19 protein-coding genes are annotated in these 23,800 nt (G+C 65.1%); 4 read left to right on the forward strand and 15 right to left on the reverse strand.

Annotation, left to right across the window (positions count from 1 at the left end; all coding sequences use genetic code 11):
• Nucleotides 1–108 precede the first annotated feature (108 nt).
• Together H7688_RS09765 and H7688_RS09770 are read right to left on the reverse strand one after the other, a co-directional pair.
• The gene (locus tag H7688_RS09765) at nucleotides 109–732 is read right to left on the reverse strand and encodes a surface-adhesin E family protein (RefSeq protein ID WP_183360900.1); all 624 of its coding nucleotides are present in this window, start codon (nucleotides 730–732) and stop codon (nucleotides 109–111) included.
• A gap of 139 nt (nucleotides 733–871) precedes the next feature.
• Complete coding sequence (locus tag H7688_RS09770; RefSeq protein WP_183360901.1) at nucleotides 872–1,882, reverse strand: PilZ-like domain-containing protein; 1,011 nt, start codon at nucleotides 1,880–1,882, stop codon at nucleotides 872–874.
• A gap of 188 nt (nucleotides 1,883–2,070) precedes the next feature.
• On the opposite strand from H7688_RS09770, the gene H7688_RS09775 reads away from it, so the two are divergent.
• Nucleotides 2,071–2,376 (forward strand): c(7)-type cytochrome triheme domain-containing protein, encoded by a 306-nt coding sequence (locus H7688_RS09775; protein WP_183360902.1) that lies wholly within the window; start codon nucleotides 2,071–2,073, stop codon nucleotides 2,374–2,376.
• Nucleotide 2,377: 1 nt separating this feature from the next.
• Here the strand turns inward: H7688_RS09775 and H7688_RS09780 are convergent, their stop codons facing one another.
• Together H7688_RS09780 and H7688_RS09785 are read right to left on the reverse strand one after the other, a co-directional pair.
• Complete coding sequence (locus H7688_RS09780; protein ID WP_183360903.1) at nucleotides 2,378–2,899, reverse strand: chromate transporter; 522 nt, start codon at nucleotides 2,897–2,899, stop codon at nucleotides 2,378–2,380.
• Nucleotides 2,896–3,462, reverse strand: a complete 567-nt coding sequence (locus H7688_RS09785) for a chromate transporter (protein ID WP_183360904.1) — start codon at nucleotides 3,460–3,462, stop codon at nucleotides 2,896–2,898. Before H7688_RS09785 ends, H7688_RS09780 begins: the two co-directional genes overlap by 4 nt.
• A 370-nt stretch (nucleotides 3,463–3,832) precedes the next feature.
• Between H7688_RS09785 and H7688_RS09790 the strand changes: the two genes are divergently transcribed.
• The 3 genes from H7688_RS09790 to H7688_RS09800 all read left to right on the forward strand — a co-directional run bounded on the left by H7688_RS09790 (nucleotide 3,833) and on the right by H7688_RS09800 (nucleotide 7,920).
• Entirely contained in the window at nucleotides 3,833–5,836 is a 2,004-nt protein-coding gene (locus H7688_RS09790; protein ID WP_183360905.1) for a molybdopterin oxidoreductase family protein, read from the forward strand.
• Nucleotides 5,837–5,921: 85 nt separating this feature from the next.
• Nucleotides 5,922–6,863: a chemotaxis protein CheV gene (locus H7688_RS09795; protein ID WP_183360906.1), complete on the forward strand. Its 942-nt coding sequence runs from the start codon at nucleotides 5,922–5,924 to the stop codon at nucleotides 6,861–6,863.
• Complete coding sequence (locus H7688_RS09800; protein ID WP_246329768.1) at nucleotides 6,853–7,920, forward strand: TIGR04283 family arsenosugar biosynthesis glycosyltransferase; 1,068 nt, start codon at nucleotides 6,853–6,855, stop codon at nucleotides 7,918–7,920. The genes H7688_RS09795 and H7688_RS09800 overlap by 11 nt, the downstream gene beginning before the upstream one ends.
• Nucleotides 7,921–8,041: 121 nt before the next feature.
• Here the strand turns inward: H7688_RS09800 and H7688_RS09805 are convergent, their stop codons facing one another.
• The 11 genes from H7688_RS09805 to H7688_RS09855 all read right to left on the reverse strand — a co-directional run bounded on the left by H7688_RS09805 (nucleotide 8,042) and on the right by H7688_RS09855 (nucleotide 23,635).
• Nucleotides 8,042–8,764 carry a response regulator gene (locus tag H7688_RS09805; protein WP_183360907.1) on the reverse strand — a complete coding sequence of 241 codons (723 nt, stop codon included), beginning with the start codon at nucleotides 8,762–8,764 and terminating at the stop codon, nucleotides 8,042–8,044.
• 135 nt (nucleotides 8,765–8,899) lie between these two features.
• Complete coding sequence (locus H7688_RS09810; protein WP_183360908.1) at nucleotides 8,900–9,769, reverse strand: diacylglycerol/lipid kinase family protein; 870 nt, start codon at nucleotides 9,767–9,769, stop codon at nucleotides 8,900–8,902.
• 177 nt (nucleotides 9,770–9,946) lie between these two features.
• Nucleotides 9,947–12,379 (reverse strand): Lon protease family protein, encoded by a 2,433-nt coding sequence (locus H7688_RS09815; RefSeq protein ID WP_183360909.1) that lies wholly within the window; start codon nucleotides 12,377–12,379, stop codon nucleotides 9,947–9,949.
• A 42-nt stretch (nucleotides 12,380–12,421) separates the two neighbouring features.
• The gene (gene lipB, locus H7688_RS09820) at nucleotides 12,422–13,039 is read right to left on the reverse strand and encodes a lipoyl(octanoyl) transferase LipB (protein WP_183360910.1); all 618 of its coding nucleotides are present in this window, start codon (nucleotides 13,037–13,039) and stop codon (nucleotides 12,422–12,424) included.
• A 268-nt stretch (nucleotides 13,040–13,307) separates the two neighbouring features.
• Entirely contained in the window at nucleotides 13,308–14,717 is a 1,410-nt protein-coding gene (lpdA, locus tag H7688_RS09825; RefSeq protein WP_183360911.1) for a dihydrolipoyl dehydrogenase, read from the reverse strand.
• 129 nt (nucleotides 14,718–14,846) lie between these two features.
• Complete coding sequence (gene odhB / locus H7688_RS09830) at nucleotides 14,847–16,094, reverse strand: 2-oxoglutarate dehydrogenase complex dihydrolipoyllysine-residue succinyltransferase (RefSeq protein ID WP_183360912.1); 1,248 nt, start codon at nucleotides 16,092–16,094, stop codon at nucleotides 14,847–14,849.
• Nucleotides 16,095–16,507: 413 nt separating this feature from the next.
• On the reverse strand, nucleotides 16,508–19,198 hold the full coding sequence (locus H7688_RS09835; protein ID WP_183360913.1) for a 2-oxoglutarate dehydrogenase E1 component: 2,691 nt from the start codon (nucleotides 19,196–19,198) through the stop codon (nucleotides 16,508–16,510).
• A gap of 54 nt (nucleotides 19,199–19,252) precedes the next feature.
• Nucleotides 19,253–19,603, reverse strand: coding sequence for a DUF190 domain-containing protein (locus H7688_RS09840; RefSeq protein WP_183360914.1), 351 nt, complete (start codon nucleotides 19,601–19,603; stop codon nucleotides 19,253–19,255).
• 89 nt (nucleotides 19,604–19,692) lie between these two features.
• Nucleotides 19,693–20,067, reverse strand: coding sequence for a fluoride efflux transporter CrcB (gene crcB, locus H7688_RS09845; RefSeq protein WP_183360915.1), 375 nt, complete (start codon nucleotides 20,065–20,067; stop codon nucleotides 19,693–19,695).
• 23 nt (nucleotides 20,068–20,090) lie between these two features.
• A complete protein-coding gene (locus H7688_RS09850; RefSeq protein WP_183360916.1) occupies nucleotides 20,091–20,873 on the reverse strand; it encodes a hypothetical protein in 783 nt (260 codons plus the stop codon).
• A 17-nt stretch (nucleotides 20,874–20,890) separates the two neighbouring features.
• Entirely contained in the window at nucleotides 20,891–23,635 is a 2,745-nt protein-coding gene (locus H7688_RS09855; protein ID WP_183360917.1) for an Rne/Rng family ribonuclease, read from the reverse strand.
• Between the last annotated feature and the right edge of the window lie 165 nt (nucleotides 23,636–23,800).

The raw sequence follows: 23,800 nt of genomic DNA on the forward strand, positions 1-23,800 counted from the left end.
AAAACGCTTGAAACGAAAGACGCGCGAGCACCGGCGTTACACCGACTCACGCGTCTTTTGATGAGGCCCAGGTTACGGCAACGATGCGGGGCTACGCCCCAGATTGCGTTACTGCAGTGAGGGGGGTTCCTCCGGTTGGAGCGGAACGGCCGGCACTTGGGGAGCGGCAGGCGCGGCCGGGACCGCAGGGGCCGCGGGAGAAGCTGGTTCCTCGGGAGCGGCAGGAGCTGCAGGAGCACCGGTGACGAGCGGAGCCATCGACGGCTCGGCCGGTGTCGCCTCCGAGGGGAGCGCAGCGTGCTCCGGCTCCTCTTCCTGCTCGCCCCGGTCCTGGCAGATCTCATCCTGGGCCAGTTCAAGCACCGATTCGGGGGGCACCGGTTCGAAGGCCGGCTCGCGCTCGGGAACGACCTTGCTGACTTCCCGGCGGTTCTTGTCGAACAGGATGGTTCCCCGGACCCGGTAGCTGGAGACAGCGCAGTCCAGCTCGTAGCTGGTGAACATGTAGGAGACGTTATTCTGGTTGTACTCCCTGCGGAAGTAGTCACGGTCCTTGGCGACCGACTTGACCCAGAAGATATAGACGTTGTCCGGCAAGGCGATGATGGACTTCTCATCGAGGTAGTACTTGAGTTCCTGATCCTCGGCGAAGTTGCTCCAGCGCTCGGCGCCCTGACTGACGCCGCACCAGAAAACAAGCAGCAGCGCTGCGAGTGCTATCCTGGCTGCCATGGTTCCCTCCGAACCTACGGGATTGACGACTGACTCACACCGGCACGACGCCGCCATATTAGACCAGTTTCTCCGACGATGCAACGGTTGGCAGGTGGAAACGAACCTTCGGGTTGCCGTGGCACTCATTCAGAGGACGTTACTGGTCCTCGTGCCGGTACTGCTTGATGGAGCGCTCGTAGGTTTTCTTGATTTCGTTGGGGTTGCCCGCCTCGTGGAAATTGATCAGGTAGCGGACCAGGTAGAAGGTGACGATGAGCACCAGCAGCGACCAGAGGACCCGGTTCAGGATCTGCTGCCGGGTAAGCGGCTCGGGGGCCGGCTGTTCGTCGGAGATCTCGTGAACCCGCATCTCGGCAAGCCTGCGCAGGTGGGCTATCTGGGTCACCGAGATGTGCCGGAAAATGAGGTCGCGGTCCCGCTCGTCCAGCAACAGGAAGCGCACCCCGGTGGGATAGTAGGCGACGCCGTCTTTTTGGCAGGGGGGCATCACGTGCACCACCTCGACCACCGCCTGCACCCGGCGCAGCGGTCGCAGGGGGAGCTGCAATTCCAGACAGACCAGGCGCTCAGGTGCGAGCGGCCGGGGGAGCCGCAGCAGCACCCCGCCGCCGCCCAGGTTGATCTCGGACCAGGGGAGATTCTGCCACTCGAGTTCCAGGTGGGGGCGGTAACGTGCCTGGTGGGCGGCGATCACCACCTGATCGTACCCCTGGAACTTCATGTGCTCCAGGTCCCGGCGCTGCTTCCAGTCGTTCTCGATCTCTTCGCGGTCCACCACCGGCAGCAGCGCGTACTTGATGCGCAGGTTGAGTTCGAGGCGGAAGAACTGGCGCCGCTCCCGCAGGGTGAACGTTCCGAAGAGCTGGACCTTGAGGATCCGCCCCCCCTGGCGCTCGACCACGATACCCGAACAGGTGTAGACCTCCTTCTTCACCCAGACGCTGACGTCCAGGATGAAGCCGAGGTCGATGCGCACGTTGGCGGGCAGGACGTCGCGCGAGATCTGCACCCAGAGGTCGTCTTCGTGCCCCTCCTGGACGATCGCCCAGTCCCGGAACACGCCGCCGCCGGAGAGCGGGATGCCGATCTCGATACGCATGCCGCTGCGCAAATACTCTCGGTATGCGGAGTAGTGGTCTTCTTGCATCGTCCCCTTTTTTAGCTCCCTGGCCCTCTAATTTGCTAACACATTAAACTGCAAACGGCACGTTTTGCAAGGCTTGCGGAAAAATTCCCGGTGTTAACTGCAGGTTACCGGCCCCTGCTTGCTTGACAACGGCGCCTGCCATGTTATGAAAGAGACGTTTATTAACGTCAGCAGCAGAAGGGAGAGGTATGAAAAAAGTAGCGTTGGCAGCAGTTCTGGCCGTGGCATGCGCAGCAGCCCAGGCCTATGCCGTTCCGGCAAGCAAGAGCGTGGAGTGGAACACCTCGATGGGGAAGGTGGTCTTCAAGGGTAAGGACCATGCCGGCGAGGGGATCAAGTGCTCCGAGTGCCACCCGAAGATCTTCCCGATGAAACACCCGGGTGCGGCGATGAAGATGGCAGACATCAACGCCGGCAAGTACTGCGGTGAGTGCCACAACGGCAAGCGGGCCTTCAAACCGGCCGGCAACTGCGCCAAGTGCCACAAGAAGTAACCTAGAAGTTGAAGATCAAGCCGATCGCGGCTGCTCCAAGTATCACGGCCATGGGTGCCAGGGTCGTGAACTGGAGCACCGCGAACCCGGCGACAAGCAGGATGAAGTCCCGCGGCTGGGAGAGCGAGGTTTTCCCGAGGTTGAAGGCCGCCGCGAAGACGAGCCCCACCACCGCCGGGAGCACCCCGTCCAAAAGGTCCTTCATGGTGTCGATGCTCCGAAACCTCTCGTAGCGGCTGGAGAGAAAGAGCATGAGCGCGGTGCAGGGGAGAAAGATGCAGACCGTGGCGACGAGTGCGCCCGCAAAGCCGGCGCACTTGAACCCCGCGAAGGTGGCCAGCATGGCAAGCGGTCCCGGGGTAAGCTGGGAAAGCGCCACCCCGTCCAGGAATTCCCTCAGGGTCAGCCAGTGAAGTTCATCCACCATGATCCGGTGCAGCAGCGGGATCAGTACGTAGCCTCCCCCCACGAAGACCACCCCTATCTTGAGAAAGAGCCAGGCCAGTTTTAAAAGCGCCGTCACGAGCGCCTCCTTCCCGAGCGCCACCCCTTGAAGAGTCCCCAGCACCCCGCCGCCAAAAGCACACTCAAGGCCCCCAGGTGAAAAAACGCCGCGGCTGCGAAGGCCCCGAGCATCAGCAGCGCGTTTTCCAGGGTGCGTCCCCGGTGGCGCATCATGCCGATCCCGGCGACCAGGATGAGCGCGATGACCACGGGGTTGGAGCCCGCCAGGGCGGCGTTGAGCTGCGGCAGGTGGTGGAAGCGGAAGTACAAAAACCCGAGCAGGCTCACCAGCAGAAATGAAGGAGCGATGAAACAGGTGGCGGCGACGATCCCGCCCGGGACGCCGCGCAGGTAGTAGCCGACGAAGGTGGTGATGTTGAGGGAGAAGGGACCGAGGATCTGTCCGAAGGCGATGCCGTGCAGGAACTCGTCGTGCTCGATCCAGCGTTTTTCCTGTACGCAGCGACGCTCCACGAGGGCGACGATGGCCATGCCGCCGCCGAAACCGGTGGCCCCGATCAGGAAGAAGGTGGCGGCGAGTTCCGCGAGGGAAACCTTGGGCGTGACGGGTTCGGTGCTCATGCCGGCTTTATACAGGAGGCGGGGGCCGGGAGCAAGGAGAAACGGCAAAGATTTCTGTTGCCCAAAGGGGGCAAAACCACTAAATATGAGGGGGCCTTGGAGCGCTGCGGGAAGCAGGGGCACCGGCTCATGACCTCGGCCAAATCCCCTCTGGTTCGCGCTTAGCATTAGGCTCATCGGGGGGATTGCCGGAAAGCTCGCCTCACCTGCCAGGTCGCTTGCCACATAAGCCGCTTCGTGAGGCCGCTACCTTGGCTGTTGAGTCTTTGGCTTAGCAGTTGCGCCTCTGGCTGGGCTGTTTTCAGCGTGGAAAGAACTTAGAACGTGGAACTTGGTATCTAGCCTTAAACCTGTTTTTCAGGAGAACGATATGAGCGTCACCAAACGAAGCGTCTGCCCGTTCGACTGCCCCGACACCTGCGGCCTCCTGGTCGAGGTAGATAACGGCAAGGCCGTGAAGGTCGCCGGCGACCCGGAACACCCCTTCACACGCGGCACGCTCTGCCCCAAGATGCTGCACTACGAAAAAAGCGTGCACTCGCCTTCGAGGCTCACCCGCCCGCTCAAGCGCAGCGGCGCCAAGGGGAGCGGGGAGTTCACCCCGATCTCCTGGGACGAGGCTATCGCGGAGATCGCGGAGCGCTGGCGCGGCATCGCCGCGCGCTACGGTGCACAGGCCATCCTCCCCTACTCCTACGCCGGGACCATGGGGGTGGTGCAGCGCAACGCCGGGCACCCCTTCTTCCACCGGCTAGGCGCCTCCCGGCTGGACCGGACCATCTGCTCGCCCGCCAAGGGGGCCGGCTGGCAGGCGGTGATGGGTCGCACCCCGACGCCGCACCCGGACACGGCCGGCGCAAGCGACCTCCTCATCCTGTGGGGGATCAACGCCGCCGCCACCAGCATCCACTTCCTGCACGCGGTGAAACAGGTGAAGAAAAACGGCGGCCGGGTGCTGCTCATCGACACCTACCGGACCCCTACCGCCTCGAGCGCCGATCAGACCTACCTGGTGCGCCCGGGGAGCGACGGCGCTCTGGCCCTCGGGATCATGCACATCCTCTCCCGCGAGAACCTGGTGGACCGCGCCTTCCTGGAACGGGAAGTCCAGGGGTATCCGGAACTCGAGCGCGAGGTGCTGCCGCGCCATACTCCCGAGGAGACGGCGCGGCTCACCGGCCTGGAGATCGCCCAGATCGAGGAACTGGCGCTCAGCTTCGGCCGGGCCCGCGCCCCGTTCATCCGGCTGGGAAGCGGCCTGTCCCGCTACGGCAACGGCGCCATGACGGTGCGCACCATCTCCTGCCTGCCGGCAGTGGTGGGGGCCTGGGGGAAGCAAGGGGGGGGGATGTTCCCGGATACCTCGACCGGCGCCGCCTTCGCCCTGGCGGAGTTGACCCACGAGGATTTCCAGCGCGAGCCGACCCGGCTTATCAACATGAACCGGCTGGGACACGCCCTGACCGAGCTTGACGACCCGCCGGTCATGAGCCTCTACGTCTACCACTCCAATCCGGCGGCGGTGACCCCGGACCAGAACGCGGTTCTCAGGGGGCTCTCCCGCGAAGACCTCTTCACCGTGGTGCACGAGCGCTTCCTGACCGACACGGCGCGCTACGCGGACCTGGTGCTGCCGGCCACCTCGTCCCTGGAGCACAGCGACATCTACCGCGCCTACGGCACCTACTGCATCCAGCGCGCCCAGGCAGCGGTCCCCCCGGTGGGGGAGAGCCGCTCCAACTGGGAGGTGTTCTCCCAACTCGCCGCAGCGCTCGGCTTTAAGGAGCCGATCTTCAAGGAGACGGCAGACCAGGTGATCGACCGGCTCCTGGCACTCCCTTCACCGCTGCGCCAGGGGATCGACGCGGCGGCGCTTGCCGAGGGGCGCGCGGTAGAGCTTACCGTGGACCGCAGCGGCGGCTGGCTCACCGACTCGGGGAAGATCGAGATACTTTCCCCGCAGCTCACCCACCCGCTCCCCGTCTACCTGCCAAGCCATGAAGAAGCGGGAAGGCTCCCCTTCCGGCTCATGACGGCGCCCAACCCCTATGCGCTGAACGCCACCTTCTACGAGCAGGAGGAACTGCGCCGCAAGCAGGGGGGGATGCAGCTCAAGATGAACCCGGCGGACGCCCGGGCCCGCGCCCTTTCCCACGGCGACGCCGTGGTCGCCTGTAACGAACTGGGCGAGGTCGAGTTCCACCTCGAGGTTACCGACCAGGTCCCGTCGGGGGTGGTGGTCGCCGAGGGGGTCTGGTGGATCGAGTACGCGCCGGGGAAACGCTCGGTGAACGCGCTCACCTCCCAGCGCCTGACCGACGACGGCGGTGGGAGCACCTTTTACGACAACCGGGTCGAGGTGCGGCCCGCCTGACGCTGCCAGATTTAGCTCATGTTTTTGCTTGACAGGCCGAAGAGAGAGGAACCGATCGGTAATTTAAGCAAAGGCGAGGGCACTTATGGAAGCCAATAACAAGATCCTTCTGGAAAGCGGCACCAACGAGCTTGAGATCGTGGAGTTCCGGATCGACGAGCGCGACAGCAAAGGGAACGTGATTCCTTGCTTCTTCGGCGTCAACGTGGCGAAGGTGCGGGAAATCATCCGGCTGCCGAACCTGCGCAAGGTGGTGAACGCCAACTCCGCCATCAGCGGCATGATCAAGCTGCGCGACCAGGTCATCACGCTCATCGACCTCTCGCAGGCTCTCAACAAGGATACCGACGGCATCGCCGCGGACCGGGTGATCGTCCTCGAGTTCAACCGGATCATCGTCGGGATCCTGGTGCACTCGGTTTCCCGGATCTACCGGATCTCCTGGGAGAACGTGGAGCCGCCGGTACGCGCCATCCACGACGCCAACATAACCGGCGTGGTGAAGATGGAAGACCGGATCATCCTGATCCTCGACTTCGAGAAGATCATAGGCGAGCTCTCCTCCGCGGAGGCGCTGCACGCCCCGACCCAGGAGCTCATGCTGGCCCACTCCCCGGTGAACCGCGGCGAGAAGACCATCCTGGTCGCCGACGATTCGAATTTCATCCGCCACACCATCTGCGGCTCGCTGCGCGAGGCGGGTTACCAGGTGCTGGAAGCGGAAAACGGCGAGGAGGCCTGGGACAAGGTGAGCGCGCTGCTGACCCAGTGCCGGGACCAGGGAACCGGGATCCAGAGCCTGCTCAACCTGATCATCACCGACATCGAGATGCCGCGCATGGACGGGCTGCACCTGACCTCCCTGGTGCGCAAGGAGTCGATGCTGGACCAGATCCCGGTGGTGATCTTCTCATCGCTGGCGAGCGAGGACAACAAGATGAAGTGGAAAAACCTCGGCGCGAGCGACATTCTGACGAAACCCGACCTCCCCAACCTGGTCGAGAAGGCGGATAACCTTGTCCTTTGAGCAGCACCCTGAGCTTTCGGTGATCGTGCCGGTTCTCAACGAATCGGCCGCACTCCTCCCCTTCCTTACCGGCCTGGCCCGCCAGGAGCAGATCCGCTTCGAGGTGATCCTCTCGGACGGCGGGTCCCGGGACGGCAGCGTGGAGCTCGCCGAAAGCTTCAAGGAGCAGCTCCCTTTCCCGCTCAGCGTGCTTGCCGGCCCACGGGGCCGCGCCGGCCAGTTGAACCGCGGGGCCGCGCTGGCCCGGGCCCCGCAGCTACTCTTTCTGCACTGCGACTGCGAGCTCCCCGACCCCCTCGCGCTGCGTAACGCCCTGGACGCCCTCGCCAGGGAAGCAGCGCGCGGGGACCGGGTGGCCGGTCGTTTCCGACTCGAGTTCGACTTTCCCGGCCCCATCCCCCTCCCCTACCGCTACTATGGAGCCAAGGCAACCCTGGACCGCCCCGGATGCACCCACGGCGACCAGGGTTTTCTCATGTCTGCGGCACTGTTTCGGGAGTGCGGCCCTTTCGACGAGACCCTCCCCATCATGGAGGACACCTTCCTGGCCGAGCGGCTGCGCCGTACCGGGCGCTGGCTGCTCTTCCCCGCCACCCTGAAAACCTCCCCGCGCCGCTTCCTGAGCGAGGGGCTGTTGCCCCGCCAGACCCTGAACGCCATGATCAGCAACCTGGCGGCCATCGGGCGGCTGGATCTCATCGAGGAGCTCAAGGGGTGCTACCGGAGCCAGCACGCCGCGACCCGGCTGGAACTCGCCCCCTTTTACCACACCATACGGCTGTGGATCGACCGGCTCCCCCAGGAGGAGCGCCGGGAGTTCTGGCTGGCGACCGGGAATTTCGTGCGGCAAAGCGCCTGGCAGATCCCGTTTTTCTGCGACGTGCTGCTCGCAAGCGCCCTGCCGGGAACCGGGGGGAGCTTCCTTAGGCTGCACGACCGCTTCCTGGCGCGCCTTCTGGACTGCCGGCTCGCCGACCGCCTGGCGGCCCGACTGGTGCGGATCTGGTTCTGGGCGGTCTGCCGAAACCTGGCGCGGCAGACGCAAAACGGCCGGTGAAACCGAACGGGAACTCGGCGGCACCGGCCGTGACAATTTTAAGGATTTAAAGGACTAAGGACTTAAAGGACCTGAAGGGACGCCAGGGACCTAAAAAGGGCCGGGCGACTGGGCGATAACTTCAGTGACGCTCCCCGGTTTCTCTCATGATCTCGTCCACCACCACTTTCAGGGTCTCGCGCAACTCCTCGTCGAGATCCAGGAACTCGAGGCCCACCCCCGGCGGCAACCCCGGGTTGACCCGGTTACCCTCCTCGTTGACCCAGGCGATGCGGGCGCGCAACTCGCGCAACACCAGCTTCGACTCGGGGAGGTAGAACGCCACCTTGATGAGCTGCTCGGCACGCAGCGGCTCGTGGCTCGCCAAAAAGACCCCGCCGTCGCTGATGTCCATCACGTTCCCCCCCACGGCACTCCCCCCCACCACGAACAGGGCCGGCAACTGGCAGGGAACCCGCACCTCCCGCCGGTCCACCGCATCGGTGTAGCGGCGCGCCTTCTCCAGGAACTCACGGCGGTCGATCGGCTTGGTGATGAAGTCGTCGCAACCGACCTGGGCCGCCCGCTCGCGGTCCCCCTCCCGCCCCGCAGTGGTCACCATGATGACCGGAATGGTGCTCAAAAAGGGATCCGCCTTGAGCTGGCTACAGCACTCGCAACCATCCATGACCGGCATGTTCATGTCCATAAAGATCAGGTCAGGGGGATCCTTGCGGACCATCTCCAGCGCCTGGGCACCGTTGAGCGCAATCAGCACCTCGACGTGCGAGAGCTTCAGGAAGCTCTTCTCCAACTCCAGCACCAGCTTCGTGTCGTCCACCAGCAGTATCTTAGGTTTGGCCACGCTCCGCTCCCTTTGCACAAAGTTGTTGCTGCATTAAATATCAATCGCCGCAGAGGTCATTAATCTCTCAGGACGCAGGGTTTGTCAAGCCTGCAGGTGAACTCCGCTATCGGACCTGGACGGGGCGGGCCGCGATCAGCAGATCACCCGCACGAATGCGCCGAGGGAGCGCAGGGTAAGCGGCGCAGCGCCGAAGTAGTCGCCGTCCAGCTGGACCGGCTTGTCCCCGGTGACCGCCAGCTCGTCGGCCGCAAAGCAGGTGACCGCGCGCCCCAGGATCGGGCGTTTGCAACCGAGCTTCAGGGCGAGCTTCAGGTAATTGAGCGGGCCACCCTGGATGCAGAGGACCTGGAAACCGGGGCTGAAGAGGTCCGCCTCGGGGGCGAGCAGGAAGTCCCCACCGTAGCGCGCCGCGTTGCAGACGATGACCGAGTGGCAGATCACGCTGCGCCCCGCGCCGCTCACCTGCAGGGTGCCGCGCTCCCAGCCCGCCACGACGCGCAGTGCCGAGAGGAGGTAAGCCCCCTTCCCGAGAAGCCGCTTCTCGGCAAGGCGCACTCCGCGCACCACCTGGCCGTCCACCCCCACTCCGGCCATCAAGAGAAAGCGGCGTTTCACCCCGGCGCACTCAAGTTCCCCCACCGAGATCGGCCGCGCCACGCCGCGCCCGATCCGTTCCAGGGCGTCCTCAAGCGAGCGGATCTCAAGTTCCCGCGCCAGCACGTTTGCGGTCCCCAGCGGAAGCACCCCGAGGGTCGCCACCCCGGGGACCAGGCCGTTCAAGACCCCGTTCAGGGTGCCGTCACCCCCCATCACCAGGATAAGCGGCGCAGCCTCCTCGGCGCAGATCCGCGCGGCGAAACGGGCGGGGTCGTCGGCAGAGCCGGTTTCCAGCAATTCGGGGGCGAAACCACGTGCGCGCAGCGCGGCAAGGGCCTGATCGAGGGAGGCTTTGGAGAAGCTCCCGGAGGTGGGGTTCACGACGACATGGCAGCGTTGCGGCATCTGGGCATCCGGTCGGAAAGGGGCGCGCGAGGCGCCCCGGGCTGTGGTTCGGCAGGTTTCGAGGAGTGGAGTTTAAAACAGATGAGGAGTTTGGGAAAGCTCTTTTTGGCGGCCCGCGCTCCTGCGCGAGGCGCGGGTGGCGCGGGCCCCGGCGAGGGTGGTCGGCGGGGGTGGAGGTTACCCCTCCCCGCCCCTCCTGGCAGGTTCCTTCTCGTCTGGTTTGGCGAAGCTGCGCAGCCGCTCCACCATGCTCTTCAGCCGCTCGTTCACCAGGAAGTTCACGCTCCCCTCGGGATAGCTGCCGTCGGGGCCGGGTGCGCCGGCCGGCACCCCGGTCAGCACCTCGATCCCCTGGTCCACGGTCTCCGCGCTCCAGACGTGGAACTCGCCGGCCTGGATCGCCTGCACCACCTCGTCGCTCAGCATGAGGTTGCGCTCGTTCAATTTCGGGATCAGCACCCCCTGGTCGCCGGTGAGCCCCTTCGCCTTGCAGACCGCGAAGAACCCCTCGACCTTGTAGTTCACCCCGCCGATGGGCTGGATCTGGCCGTGCTGGTTCACGCTGCCGGTGACGGCGATCCCCTGGCGCACCGGGAGCCCGGAGAGCGCCGAGAGGAGCCCGTAGAGCTCGGCCGAGGAGGCGCTGTCCCCCTCGATCCCCTCGTAGGACTGCTCGAAGCAGAGCGAGGCCGAGAAGGAGAGCGGCTTATCCTGGGCGAACTTCCCCCCCAGGTAGCCGGTTAAAATCAGCACCCCCTTGTCGTGGATCGGCCCGGAGAGCTTCACCTCGCGCTCGATGTTCACCATCCCGGCGCGCCCCAGGGTGACCCGCACGGTGAGCCGCGAGGGGCGGCCAAAGGTGTAGTCGGCAAGCGTCATCACCGACAGGCCGTTGATCTGCCCGACCACGCTCCCCTCGGTGTCGCAGAGGATGGTGCCGTCGGTCAGGAACTCCTGCAGGCGCTGCTCGAGCCGGTTCGAGCGGTGCGCCTTCTCTTCGAGCGCCTTTTTCACCCAGGTGCGGTCCACCAGCTGGGCGCCGCCGTTGGTCGCCCAGTAGCTCGCCTCGCGCAACAGGTCCGAGAGCTCCATGAACTGCGCGGAGAGCCGCTCCTGGTCCTCGACCAGCCGCGCCGCGTGCTCGAGGACCGCCGCCACGCCGCTGGGGTCGAAGTGCAAGAGCCCCTCCTTGCGACAGTGGCTCGCCACGAACAGGGCGTAGTCCTGCATGAGCTGCGGGGTCCTCTTGATGTTGGCGTCGAAATCGGCCTTCACCTTGAAGAACTTGCGGTAATCCGGCTCGAGGTAGAAGAGCAGGTAGTAGATCATGTACGAGCCGATCATGATGATCTTGGCGTGCAGCGGGATCGGTTCGGGCTTGAGCGACACCACGGTCATGAAGCGGTACTGCTCAAGGACGTCCTCGATGCGGATCTCGGAGTTGCGGATGGCGCGTTTCAGGGACTCCCAGGCAAAGGGGTTGATGAGCACCTCGCGGGCGTCCACGATGAGGTAGCCGCCATTGGCGCGATGCAGCGCCCCCGGCTTGATCAGGGTGAAGTTGGTGGTGGCCACGCCACCTACCTGCATGATGTTCTCGATGCGGCCGAACAGGTTGTTGTAGGTGGGATTGGTCTCGGAGACGATGGGGGCGCCGCGGTCGGGATCGTTCTCGACCAGGACGTTCACCTGGTAGCGCTCGAAGGTCGGCTCCTGCCTGGGGAGCTTGAGCCCCGGGATCTGCGGGGGAGGTGCCTGGGGCTTGAAGTCCTCGAGGTTCTCGAGGAGGTCCTCCTGCACACTCTCCAGGTAGGCGAGCACCTTCTGGAAACCGGCGTACTTCTCCTTGAGCGGGTTTAGGTGGTGCCCCACCGCGGAGAGCCCGAGCTCGCGGTCCAACTGGGCCAGGGCATCCCGGAGCGCCTTCTCGTTCTCGCGCACCTGGCGCAGCACGTCGTTCAGTTTCTCGGTAAGCTCGCGCCCCAGGTTGTCGATCCGCTCGCGCTCCTCGGGCTCCAGGGAATCGTACTCCTCCTGGGTGAAGTTGCGTCCCTCGCGCTGCGGGACGATGACCAGCCCCGAGACGGTGCGCTGCAGGGCGAACCCCTGCTCCACGGCCTCCTTCTCGAGATCGGCGAACATCTCGCCGTTTTTTTCCTGGAAGGTCTCGACGATGGCAACCCGGTTGGTCTCGTACTCCTTGCTCTCCAGGGCGGTCGGGATGTTCACCCTGACGTAGTCCAAGAGCTCGCGCAGGTCGGCGGCGAGCTCCGCCCCCTTTCCGGCCGGCAGAGAGAGGGCAAGCGGAGAGTCGGGGTTGATGAAGTTGTGCACGTAGCACCAGTCGCTGGGGGGAGACTCCTCCCTCGCCTTGCGCTTGAGCAGGTTGCAGATGGTGGAGCTGCGGCCGGTGCCGGATTCGCCAGCCAGGAAGAGGTTGAACCCGTTGTTGGTCATCCCCAGGCCGAACTCGATGGCGGCCAGCGCGCGCTCCTGGCCGATGCTCCCTTCGAGGTTGGTGAACTCTTCGGTGGAGGTGAAGCTGAACTGCCCGGGATCGCATACCCAGCGCAGTCTCTCGACAGGAACCAGACGATCTGATGCAGACATGCGGGCCTCCTTAGTGCAATCGGGGTGAGGTCGTGGCAAAGCTCAGCAGCGCGGCAGCCGCCGCTCCAGGTGGCGCGGGAAGAGCTCCCCCACCAGGTCCTGCACCTGGTCGAGGCGGAGCGTCGTGCCCCGCTCGCGGGAGAGCGAGGTGATACTGCAGCCGGGCATGCCGCAGGGATTGATCCGGTCGAAGGCCGAGGTGTCGGCGTCGACGTTGAGACAAAAGCCGTGCATGGAGACCCAGCGCCTGACCCCAACCCCGATGGAAGCGATCTTGCCGCGTTCGGTCCAGACGCCGGTCCTGCCGGGGACCGGGAAGCTTTCGACGCCGAATTCGGCGCAGAGCTCGACCAGGAACTCCTCCAGAAAGCGCAGGTAGCGGTGCAGGTCCCTGCCGCGGCAGGCGAGATCGAGCATGGGATAGCCGACCAGTTGCCCCGGACCGTGATAGGTGACGTCGCCGCCGCGGTTCACCCGGAGCGCCTCGACGCCCGGGTCGAGCACGTTGCCGAGATCGCCGCCGGTCCCCACCGTGTAGACCGGTGCGTGTTCCAGGAGAAGCAGGGTTTCCGCCCCCGCATCCCGGACCTGGGCGACACACTGCTCTTGGATGTCCAGGGCCTCGGCGTAGCCGATCAGCCCGAGATTTCTCATGATCATGCTTGGGTCCTGCCTTTGATGGGAAAAAGTGTCGCACCGCACGGGAAATAAACGGGGGGACACGGAGTTTCGCGGGAGCGCCCGGCAACCGGCGGGCGAGCGGCACAACAGGTAAGGTAATTCTAACACATCGACATGAAAAGGGGATTCGGGACGGCAAAAAAATGGTGCGTTGCCTGCCCCGGATCCCCTTTAGTGGATCCTGCGTCACCCGTGTGGACGCCTACATGTTCATCTTTGTCTCTTCATTCATGAAGAGGTGTCAGAGCTAGCCGTGGATCGCCCGTTTTTCCACATCGAGGGCCGCCTCCTTGAGCGCCTCCGAGAGGGTGGGATGGGCGTGCACGGTGAGCATGATGTCCTCGGCGCTGCCGCCGAAACTCATCACGGTGACCGCTTCGGCTATCATGTCCGAGGCGCGCGGGCCGAAGATGTGGATGCCGAGCACCCGGCCCCCTTCAGCTTCGGCGATCACCTTCACGAACCCTTCGGTCTCGTCCATGCACTTGGCGCGGCCGTTCCCCATGAAGTTGAACTTGCCGACCCGGTAGGCGATCCCTTCTTCCTTCAAGGCCTCTTCGGTCTTCCCCACCGAGGCGGCCTCGGGCCAGGTGTAGCAGACCCCGGGGATGCAACCGTAGTCGACGAGGCTCGGTTCGCCGTGCATCCGCTCCAGGCAGACCGCCCCCTCCTCCATCGCCTTGTGGGCCAGCATCGGCCCGAAGATCAGGTCGCCGATGGCGTAGATGCCGGGGACGTTGGTCTGGTAGTTCTCGTCCACCAGGATCTTGCCCCGCTCCAGCTTGACGCCGAGCTCCTCGAGGCCGAGCCCTGCCGAGAGCGGCCGGCGCCCGACCGCCACCAGCACCCGGTCGCAGACCACCTCCTGGGTGCCTCCCTCGACCTCGACCCGCGCCGCCAGCCGCCCGTCGCGCTCCTCCACGCCGGCCACCTTGGCCCCCAGCAGGAAACTCATCCCCTGCTTCTTGAGGGAGCGCAAAAGGGCATCGGCCACCTGGCCGTCGCTTCCCGGGACCAGGCGCGGCAGCATCTCGGCCACGGTCACCTTGGCCCCGAGGCGAAGCCAGACCGAGCCGAGCTCCAGCCCGATGTAGCCGCCCCCCACCACCAGGAGGTGCTCCGGCACCTCGGGGAAACTCAAGGCCTCACGGGCGCTCCCTACCCGGTTGCCGTCGAACTTGAGGGTGGGAAGTTCGACCGCCTCGCTGCCGGTGGCCACCAGTACCTTGGCGGCCTTGAGCAGCGCCGGCTTGTCCCCCTGGACCTCGACCTGGTGCAGGCCGTCGGCTCCGGGTTTGAGCAGCTTCGCGACGCCCGAGTAGCTCGCGATCTTGTTCTTCTTGAACAGATAGGCGATGCCGTCGGTCAGTTTCTTTACCACATCGTCCTTGCGGGCCATGAGCGTCGCCAGGTTGAGTTTCGGCTCGGGGATCTCGATGCCGTGGGCGGCAAAGCGGTGTCCGGCCAGGTGGAACAGCTCGCTCGAGTCGAGGAGCGCCTTCGAGGGGATGCACCCCTCGTTGAGGCAGACCCCGCCCATGGTGGCGCGTTTTTCGACCACGGCCACCTTCATGCCCAGCTGGGCGCCTCGTATCGCTGCCACGTAACCGCCGGGCCCCGCCCCGATTACGATGATGTCAAAGGTCTCTTCTGCCATGCCGTTCTCCTTATCTTGTGCTCGGGGAGCAGCCCCCCCTCCCGTCAAGGGAGGGGGACCGTCGTTGTCTTTCAAATTGCTGCCCCAGGTGAGAATCGGGAAGAATCCCCGCCTGCCTCGCGCTTACCCCTAAAGCAGCATCTCCTCGGGTTGCTCGATGAACTCCTTGACCTTTTTCAGGAAGCCGACCGCCCCCTTGCCGTCCACGATGCGGTGGTCGTAGGAAAGCGCCAGGTTCATCATGGGACGGATCACGATCTGTCCGTCACGCACCACGGCGCGCTCCTGGATGGAGTGCATGCCGAGCACCCCGCTTTGCGGCGGGTTGAGGATGGGCGTGGAAAGGAGCGAGCCGTAGATGCCGCCGTTGGAGATGGTGAAGGTCCCCCCCTCCAGGTCGGCAAGGGCCAGGGTGTTGTTGCGCACCTTCTCGGCGAACCCTGCGATGGCGCGCTCGACCTCGGCAAGGCCCATGGTCTCGGCGCCGCGCAGGACCGGCACGACCAGCCCCTTCTCGCCCCCTACCGCCACACCGATGTCGCAGAAGTTGTGGTAGACGATGTCCTCACCCTCGATGCTCGCGTTCACCTCGGGGAACTCGGCGAGCGCCAGGCAGCAGGCCCGTACGAAGATCGACATGAACCCCAACTTCACCTGGTAGCGTTTCTGGAAGTACTCGCCGAACTTCTGGCGCAGCGCGAGCACCTCGCTCATGTCCGCCTCGTTGAAGGTGGTGAGCATGGCGGTATTCTGGCGCACCGACACCAGGCGCTGGGCAATCTTCTTGCGGATCGGGCTCATCGGCTTGCGCACGATGCGTTCCCCGACCTCCGCACTCTTTTGGGGCGGCGCCGGGGCAGGCTGCACTGGCGCCGCAGCGGGAGCCGCCGGCGGGGCCGGCTGGGCAGGCTGCGCCGCTGCAGCGGGCTGGGCCGCCTGGACCGGCGCCGGGCGCGCTGCCAGGAGGTCCTCATTGGTAAGCCGGCCACCGCGACCGGTCCCTTTCACCTCCTTGGGCTCGACTCCCATCTCGCGGGCGAGCTTGCGTCCCGAGGGTGACATGGGGGGCTCCTGGCCCGGAGCCGCCGGCGCTTCGGGTTCTGCCGGCGTTTTCTCGGCCGATGCCGACAGGGCGGGCTTTTCCGCACCCGCCGCTTCCAGGGTGCCGATGACCGTGCCGATCTTGACCGTCTCCCCCTCCGGGACCGTGATCTTCAGGATCCCCTCCCCTTCGGCTACCACCTCGAGGGTCACCTTGTCGGTCTCGATCTCGAAGAGCGGCTCATCACGCGAAACGCGCTCGCCAGACTTTTTCAGCCACTTGGCGATGAGCGCCTCGAACACGGACTCGCCTACTGCCGGCACCTTTATTTCCATATGCTCCCCCTACCCTCTGATGTGATCGTAGCTGCTGCGCAATATACCTGTTCCTGAGTAACCCCAAGCTTCCGCTCGTAAAATGCTCCCTCCCCTTCAAGGGGAGGGGCGGGGATGGGTCAAACAGTGGCACGGAGTTGATCCCCATCCCCCTCCCGTCCTCCCCCTTGAAGGGGGAGGGACGCACTGGCGGAAAGATCGACGCTTATCAGGTAATTTTTTTTGGTTCTGCTCTCGACGGGAGCCGCTGGTCCGGTCTGGTGTTTTGAAAGTGCTCCGGAGGCGGGTGCCGATTTCCGTAGAAACGGGAGTCCCCTCTCCCGCCAGGGGAGAAGGGACTCTGGTTCCTCGTCTCCTATGCTCCCTGCCCGACAACCACGTAAGGCAAGTTCCCCAGGCGGTTCGGCGTCCTGCTAGGGAAGCTGCAGCGCCTCGGTCACGATGCGGTGCTGCTCCACCCGGTCCAGGCGGTGCGAACCCGAGGCGGGTGCGGCGGCGTCGGGACGCCCCACGTACTCCGGTTCCTGCCCCAAGAACTCGGCCAACTGGTTGCGCAACGAGCGCCAGGCCCCCATGTTGCGCGGTTCCTCCTGGACCCACCGGAAGCGGGTGCCGGAGGGATAGCGGCCCAGGGCTTCCTTCAACTGGTCCGCGGCCAGCGGGTAGAGCTGCTCCACCCGGATGAGCGCGATCCCCTTGGTCTGCTCTTTCTGGATCCGCTCCAAAAGGTCGTAGTAGATCTTGCCGGTGCAGATCAGCACCTGGCGCACCTCCTCGCCGGCGGAATCGGCGATCACCTCCCGGAAGCCGCCGGAAGCGAGATCGCTTAAGCTGGAGACGCAGAGCGGGTGGCGCAAGAGGCTCTTCGGGGTGAAGAGCACCAGGGGCTTGCGGAACTTCTGCAGCATCTGGCGCCGGAGGACGTGGAAGAGCTGGGCCGGGGTGCTCGGGTAGACGATCTGCAGGTTGTCGCCGGCCGCCTGGGCCAGGAAGCGCTCGATGCGGGCGCTGGAATGCTCGGCCCCCTGCCCCTCGTAGCCGTGCGGCAGCATGAGCACGAGCCCGCTGCAGCGCTCCCACTTGGCCTCACCGCCGGAGACAAACTGGTCCAGGATCACCTGGGCGCCGTTCACGAAGTCGCCGTACTGGGCCTCCCAGATGGTGAGCGCCTCCGGGGCCTCCAGCGAATAGCCGTACTCGAAGCCGAGCACCGAGAATTCGGCGAGCATGCTGTCGTAGGCACGAAACCATGCGCCGTTTTTGGCGACGGTCTCAAGCGGCAGGTACTCCTTGCCGTCCAACTGGTCGCGCAAGACTGCGTGACGGTGGCTGAAGGTGCCGCGGCGGACGTCCTGCCCCGAGATGCGCACCGGAAAACCCTGGTCGAGAATCGTTGCGAAGGCGAGCGTCTCCACGTTGCCCCAGTCCAGCGCCCCGCTGTTCAACACCGCCTCGCGGCGCTTGCCCAAAAGTGCCGCCACCTTCGGGTGCGGCGTGAATCCGTCCGGGAGCAGGCTCAGCTTGCCGGAGAGCTCCTGCAGGGTGGCCGGGGCCACCGCGGTCGCCACCGGCTCCTTGACCGGACCCGGTTTGCGCCCGGTCCAGCGGGCCAGAAACGCAGACTCCATCGGTACCGGGCCGCGCTCGCTCGCCCCCTGGATTTCGGAGAGCACCTGATCCTCGAGCGCCTTCAGCTCTTCGACATTGAACCCCTCGTCCTCGAGCTCGGCCTGGTAGATGGCGTGCAGCTGCGGGCGCAGCTTGATCCGCTCGTACATGAGCGGCTGGGTGAAGTAGGGCTCGTCCCCCTCGTTGTGGCCGTGCCGGCGGTAGCAGATGATCTCGACCACCACGTCCTTGCGGTAGGCGTCGCGGTAGGCAAGGGCGAGTTCGGTCGCGTGCAGGACTGCCTCGGGGTCGTCGCCGTAGACGTGGAACACCGGTACCCGCACCATCTTGGCCACGTCGGTGGCGTAGAGGCTGGAACGTGCGTCTTTGGGGGCCGTGGTGAAGCCGATCTGGTTGTTGACCACGATGTGCAGCGTGCCGCCGGTGCGGTACCCCTCGAGCTGCGAGAGGTTGAGCGTCTCGGCCACCACCCCCTGCCCGGCGAAGGCGGCGTCGCCGTGGATCAGGACCGGAAGTACCCGCGCCTCCCCCTCGCTCCCCATCCGGTCCTGCTTGGCCCGGACTTTCCCCTCTACGACGGGGTCGATCGCCTCGAGGTGGCTCGGGTTCGCCGCCATCGAGAGGTGGATGGCGCGCCCGTCGATGCTGAGGTCCGAGGAGAACCCCTTGTGGTACTTGACGTCCCCCTCGCCCACCACACCGTACTCGGCGTTGTCGGCGAACTCGGCAAACATGTTTTCCATCGGCATCCCGAAGATGTTCACCAGGACGTTCAGGCGCCCGCGGTGCGGCATGCCGAGCACGATGTCGGTCATCCCGAGCTTCGCTGCCGTACGCACGGCAAGGTCGAGCATCGGGATCAGCACGTCGCCCCCCTCCAGGGAAAACCTGGTTTGGCCGGGGAACTTCTTCTGCAGCTGCCGCTCGAAAAGTGCCGCTTCCTTCAGCTTTCTCAGGGTGCGCAGCCGATCCGCGGCCTGATAGGTGCCGCGATTACTGGTGGGTTCCATCCGGTCGATCAACCACTGCCGTTCTACCGGATCCTGGATGTGCATGAATTCGACCCCGATGGAACCGCAATAGGTCGAGCGCAGCACCTGCAGGATCTCCTTCAGGGTGGCCGTTTGTTTCATGAAGCGCCGGGTGTGGAAGGTCTTATCGAGATCGGAGATTTCGAGGTCGAAGGCCGACAGGGCCAAGAGTGGGTGATCGATCTGACAGGGAGAGAGGGGATCGGTGCAGGCGAGCAGGTGCCCGATGTCCCGGTAGCGGTAGATGAGCGACTGTACCGCGGAGTGTTTCAGGGCGTCGCCGGTGACTAACTCCGCGTGAACAGGAGCCTCGGTTCCAGCGCCACCCAAATCGAATCCGGTGAAGAACGCGCGCCACTCCTCGGAGAGGTTTTCCGGTTGCTGTTTCCAAAGCTTGTACTGATTCTCAATCCAGAGGGGGCTCACATTGTCCAGCAGACCCATTCGCACGCTCCTTTTTTCATGAATGTGGGAAGTGTAGCAGACGGGTAGAAGCTTTCAACTCCTTGAGCTTTTCGGATAACGCCGTACTAAAACGCGCTCCAGGGTGATCATCCCGCCGTCCATCATCTCTTCGGCACGGGGGAGCACCTGCTCAAGGCGTTCTTTCGTGTCGACGACCTCGAGCACCATGGGGAGCTCGCTGGAGAGGCGCAAGAGGCGGTCGGTGTGGTAGGTGTGGTGGGCGCCGAAGCCGGCAACACCGCGCAAAACGGTGGCTCCGGCGAACCCTTCGCTACGGAAGAGCTCCACGAGCGCCTCGTAGAGCGGGAGGTGACCGTGACGGTCGTTCTCGCCGATGTAGATCCTGAGCAGCGCCTGTTCTTCGAGGGTGTCGTTCTGATCCATGCCGCGTTCGCTCCCGGCGCGCCGGCTTAAAAGCCGCCTGCCGCGCCACAATTATTTTTGGTCCATGGGTTTTTCGGGAAAAGCGCCATTCACAGGGCCCGGGCCACGACGATGCCGAGCCAGGTACAGGCCAGGCAGGCGACGACGCTGGACAGGATATTGCCAAAGGCGTTGAGCACAGCCCCTTCCTCGATGAGCCGGAAGGTTTCGAAACTGAAGGTGGAAAAGGTGGTGAGCCCGCCCAGGAAACCGATGGTGAGCGCGGTGCGCAGGGTCGGCGAGATCAGCACGCTGCGGATCGAGAACTCCATGATGAGTCCAATGAGGAAGGCGCCGATCACGTTGACGACGAAGGTGCCGTAGGGGAAGGCCCGGCCGCAGAGGTCGTAGACCCAGCCGGAGAGGAAATAGCGGGCGAGGCAGCCGAGTGCGCCGAAGAAGGCTATGGAAAGGATCTGCTCCATATTGAGCGCGTGCTCCGCGGGGTCTAGAAGGTCCAGCCGAGGTTGAGGCCGATCAGGTCGGAGGTGGATTCGGGCTGCAAAAAGCCCTTCTTGAGCGGGGAGGCGCCGAAGCGGAACCCCTCGTAGCTGACCGTTACCCTGAGGCCTCCGTAGCGCAGGCCAGCTTGGGCGAAGGGACTCCAGAGCCCTTCGGGGCTGAAGGTGGTGGGACCGACACTCTTCAGCTTGACGTAGTTACTGGCGTAAAACGGGTAGGTGGCGCCCGCCTCGCCGGTGACCTGGAACTTCGGGCCGACCTGGCAGCTCCCGCGCCCCCCCAGTTTCAGGTAGCCGGTCTGCCAGTACTCTGTGTAGCCCTGGGAAGGCTGGCCATTGGCCGAGGTGGCGTCCTGCAACCCCCTGAACCACCAGCGGTAGCCGAGCGAGGTGAACGGCTCCAGCGTCCAGCCCCCTGCGTCGTGACGCCACCCCGCCCCGATTTCGTGCCGGGTACCGACGTAGCTCACCTCGGTCTTGACCGGGATCTGTTCCTGAGTCTCCCCGTCGTAGTCGACGTACCCCCCGAACACCTCGTGCCGCGACTCGATCATCAGGGAGTTCGGCGCCTGCCGGTACACCGGCAGGGCGAGGTCGAGCCCACCGGCGAAGAGCGGGCCGGTCTCCTTGAGAAGCCGCCGCGCCGCGTGGTACTCGCGCCAGGTGAAGTACTGCGCGGAGAGGTACGGAGTGATTTCCGGACCCGCCGCGCAGGCGGTCTCGAGCGTGCCGGCCAACAAGAGGAATGCGATGCCGATTCTAAGAAACAAGCCGGTCTGACCCCTCACTACGGGTTTTCTTCTTTCTTCTTGCGCGGTGCCCGCGGCTTCTTCGCCTTGGGCTCCCCGGCGCTACTCTCGGCTGCCGGCTCCTGGGGAGCCGCTGCGGCAGCCTTGGTCCTGGCGGGGCGCTTCTTGGCTGCGGGAGCCTCGGCAGGCGCCGGGGCCGCTTCGGCAGCCGGAGCAGCCGGCGCCGCTACGCCCTGGGGTGCGTCCTGGGACTTTTGAGTTTTGGGTGCCTTGGCCGCCTTGGGAGCCTTCGCCTTTTTGGCGGGCTCCGCTTTGGGCTCTTCGGAGCCGGCAGCCGCACCAGCGGTGGGAGCCGGAGCCTCGGAGGCCGCCGCATCCTGTGCCGCCTTTTGGGCCTTGCCCTTCTGCGCGCCGCCACGCTTCTTCGCGGCGGGGGCCGCAGCTGCCGGTTCGCCGGCTTCGACTGCCGGTGCCGGCTGGGAAGCAGCCGGAGCAGCCTCGGCAGCGGGTTCCGCTGCACCTTTTGCCGTGCGGCGCGGGCGTGCAGGCTTGGCGGGAGCTGCCTCGGCCGGGGCCAGTGCAGGCTGCACCGTTTCCGGCTGGGCGGGAGCCTCGGCCGGCGCAGCAGCGGCGCTGCCGGAAGCCTCGCCGACCGCTTTCTTCTTGCGGCGCGGGCGCTTCTTGGCCTTCCCTTCTCCAGAGTCGTGGGCGGCTTCCTCACCAGCGGCGGGTACCGTCTCGGCCGGTGCGGCGGATTCCGCTAGAGCTCCGTGCTCCGGGAGGGCCGCGCCATCGTGGGCCGCATCGTGCCCTTTGCCCCGCCGTCTCTTGCGGCGCCGCTTCTTCTTCGCTTCGGGGTGTGCCTCGCCGAGAGCGCTCTCGTGCAGTTCCGTCTCGGAGCCCTCGCCGGCAGGCTCGGCGGGCTCGGCAGCCGAAACGGCTTCAGCGGCTGCCAGCGCGAGTTCGCTTTCGACGGTCACCTCGCCGGTCGACGGAGTGGACTCTGCCGCCCCCCCTTTGCGCTTGCGCTTGCGACGACGCTTCTTCTTGTGCTCTTCGTGCTCGCCTTCGAGCGAGGTCAGCACCTCGAGCTCCTCTGCGGCCCCTTCGGGAGCAGCCAGGGTCTCCTCAAGAGCCGGCGGTGTCTCCAGCGAGCTTTCGAGGACGGCCTCGGGCTCGGCCGGTGCCTTCCCTTTTTTCTTCTTCTTTTTGCGGCCGTCGCCGGCCTCGGCCTGGACGGCCTCTTCCTTGGCGGCACGCGGCATGGCCCTCTCGGGAAGCTCCTCCTGCGGGAGCTTCTCGCGCTTGACGAGCTCGAGCTCCATCTGGTTCAGGAGGTAGGACGGCTTCCCTTTCACCGTCACCTCGATGTCGTAATCGCTCTCGATCTGGGAGAGCTCATGGCGTTTGCGGTTCAAGAGGTAGTAGGCGACCTCCAGCGGCAGGCTGCCGATCACCTCGCCGATGGTCCCCTTGGCGGCGGCCGCGTGCACCTTGCGCAGGAAGGAGAGCGCCATCGCCTCGACCGACTTCACCTTGCCGCGCCCGTCGCAGTGCGGACACTCGAGGGTACTGGCCTGGTTCAGGGTCTGGCGGATGCGCTGGCGGGACATCTCCAGAAGGCCGAACTCGGAGATCCGGGAGACGTTCACCCTGGCCTTGTCGGCCTTGAGGGCGCTCTTGAGGGTTTTCTCGACCTCGGCGTTGTGCTTTCTATCCCGCATGTCGATGAAGTCGATGACGATGAGACCGCCCAGGTCGCGCAGCCTGAGCTGGCGCGCGGCCTCTTCGGCGGCTTCCAGGTTGGTCTTGAAGGCGGTGTCCTCGACCCCTTTCTCGCCGGTGGACTTCCCGGAGTTGACGTCGATGGAAACGAGGGCTTCGGTGGGCTCGATGAAGATGGAGCCGCCGGACTTGAGCGGCACCTTTTTTTCGTAGATCAGGTCGATCTGCTCCTCGAGCTGGTAGCGGGAGAAGATCGGGCGTTTCTCCTGGTGCATCTTGACCAGTTTCTCGAATTTCGGGTCGATCTCCTTCAGGCAGTCACGGACGTCCTTGAAGACCTCCTTGCTGTCCACCAGGACCTCGTCGATGTCGGCGGAGAAGTAGTCGCGGATGGTGCGGATGATGAGCGCGGACTCCTGGTAGATCATCCCGGCCCCCTTCATGGCGGCCCCCTTCTCGCGGACCCCTTCGTAGAGGGCGATCAGGTTATCCAGGTCCTTTTGCAGTTCGTCGCGGGTGCGCCCCATCGCCTCGGTACGGATGATGTAGCCATACCCCTCGGGGATGGTCATCTCGGCGATGATCTCCTTGAGCTTCTTGCGCTCCCCCTCCCCCTCCACCTTGCGGGAGATGCCGGCCGAGTCGCTTCCCGGCATGAGCACCATGTAGCGCCCCGGCAGCGAGATGTAGGTGGTCAGAGCCGAACCCTTGTTGTCGCGCTCCCCTTTCTCGACCTGCAGCACCAGTTCCTGGCCGCGGCGCAGCACTTCCTGGATGCGCGGGCGGCGGTGCTGGTCCTCGGGGATGTCCTCGCGCCACTTCCAGTTCTCCGGGTGCAGCTCGCCCATCTGCAAAAAGCCGAGCTTCTTGAGCCCGACATCCACGAAGGCCGCTTGCAGCCCCGGTTCCACGCGAACCACGACACCTTTGTAGATGTTGCCGCGGATCTGTTCATTGCCGGCGATCTCGATATCCAGATCGACCAGGCGTCCGTCCTCCACGATCGCTACCCTGGCCTCTTCGGCGTGCAGCGCGTTGATGAGCATCTTTCTCGACATATGTCTCTTCTTCCTTTCCTTTGGCGGCCGCCCGCGCCGCGAAGAGGTACTCATTCGCGCGCCCCGGCCCCGAGATGGTATTTCCTGACCAGCTTCGGTTTGCTGCACGGGATCTCGTCCTCATGAAGAGGCCGGACTCCCCGCCCCGGCCCCGGCTCTCGTTTT

The organism is Geomonas limicola (assembly GCF_014193675.1).
GTDB classification, from domain to species: Bacteria; Desulfobacterota; Desulfuromonadia; order Geobacterales; family Geobacteraceae; genus Geomonas; species Geomonas limicola.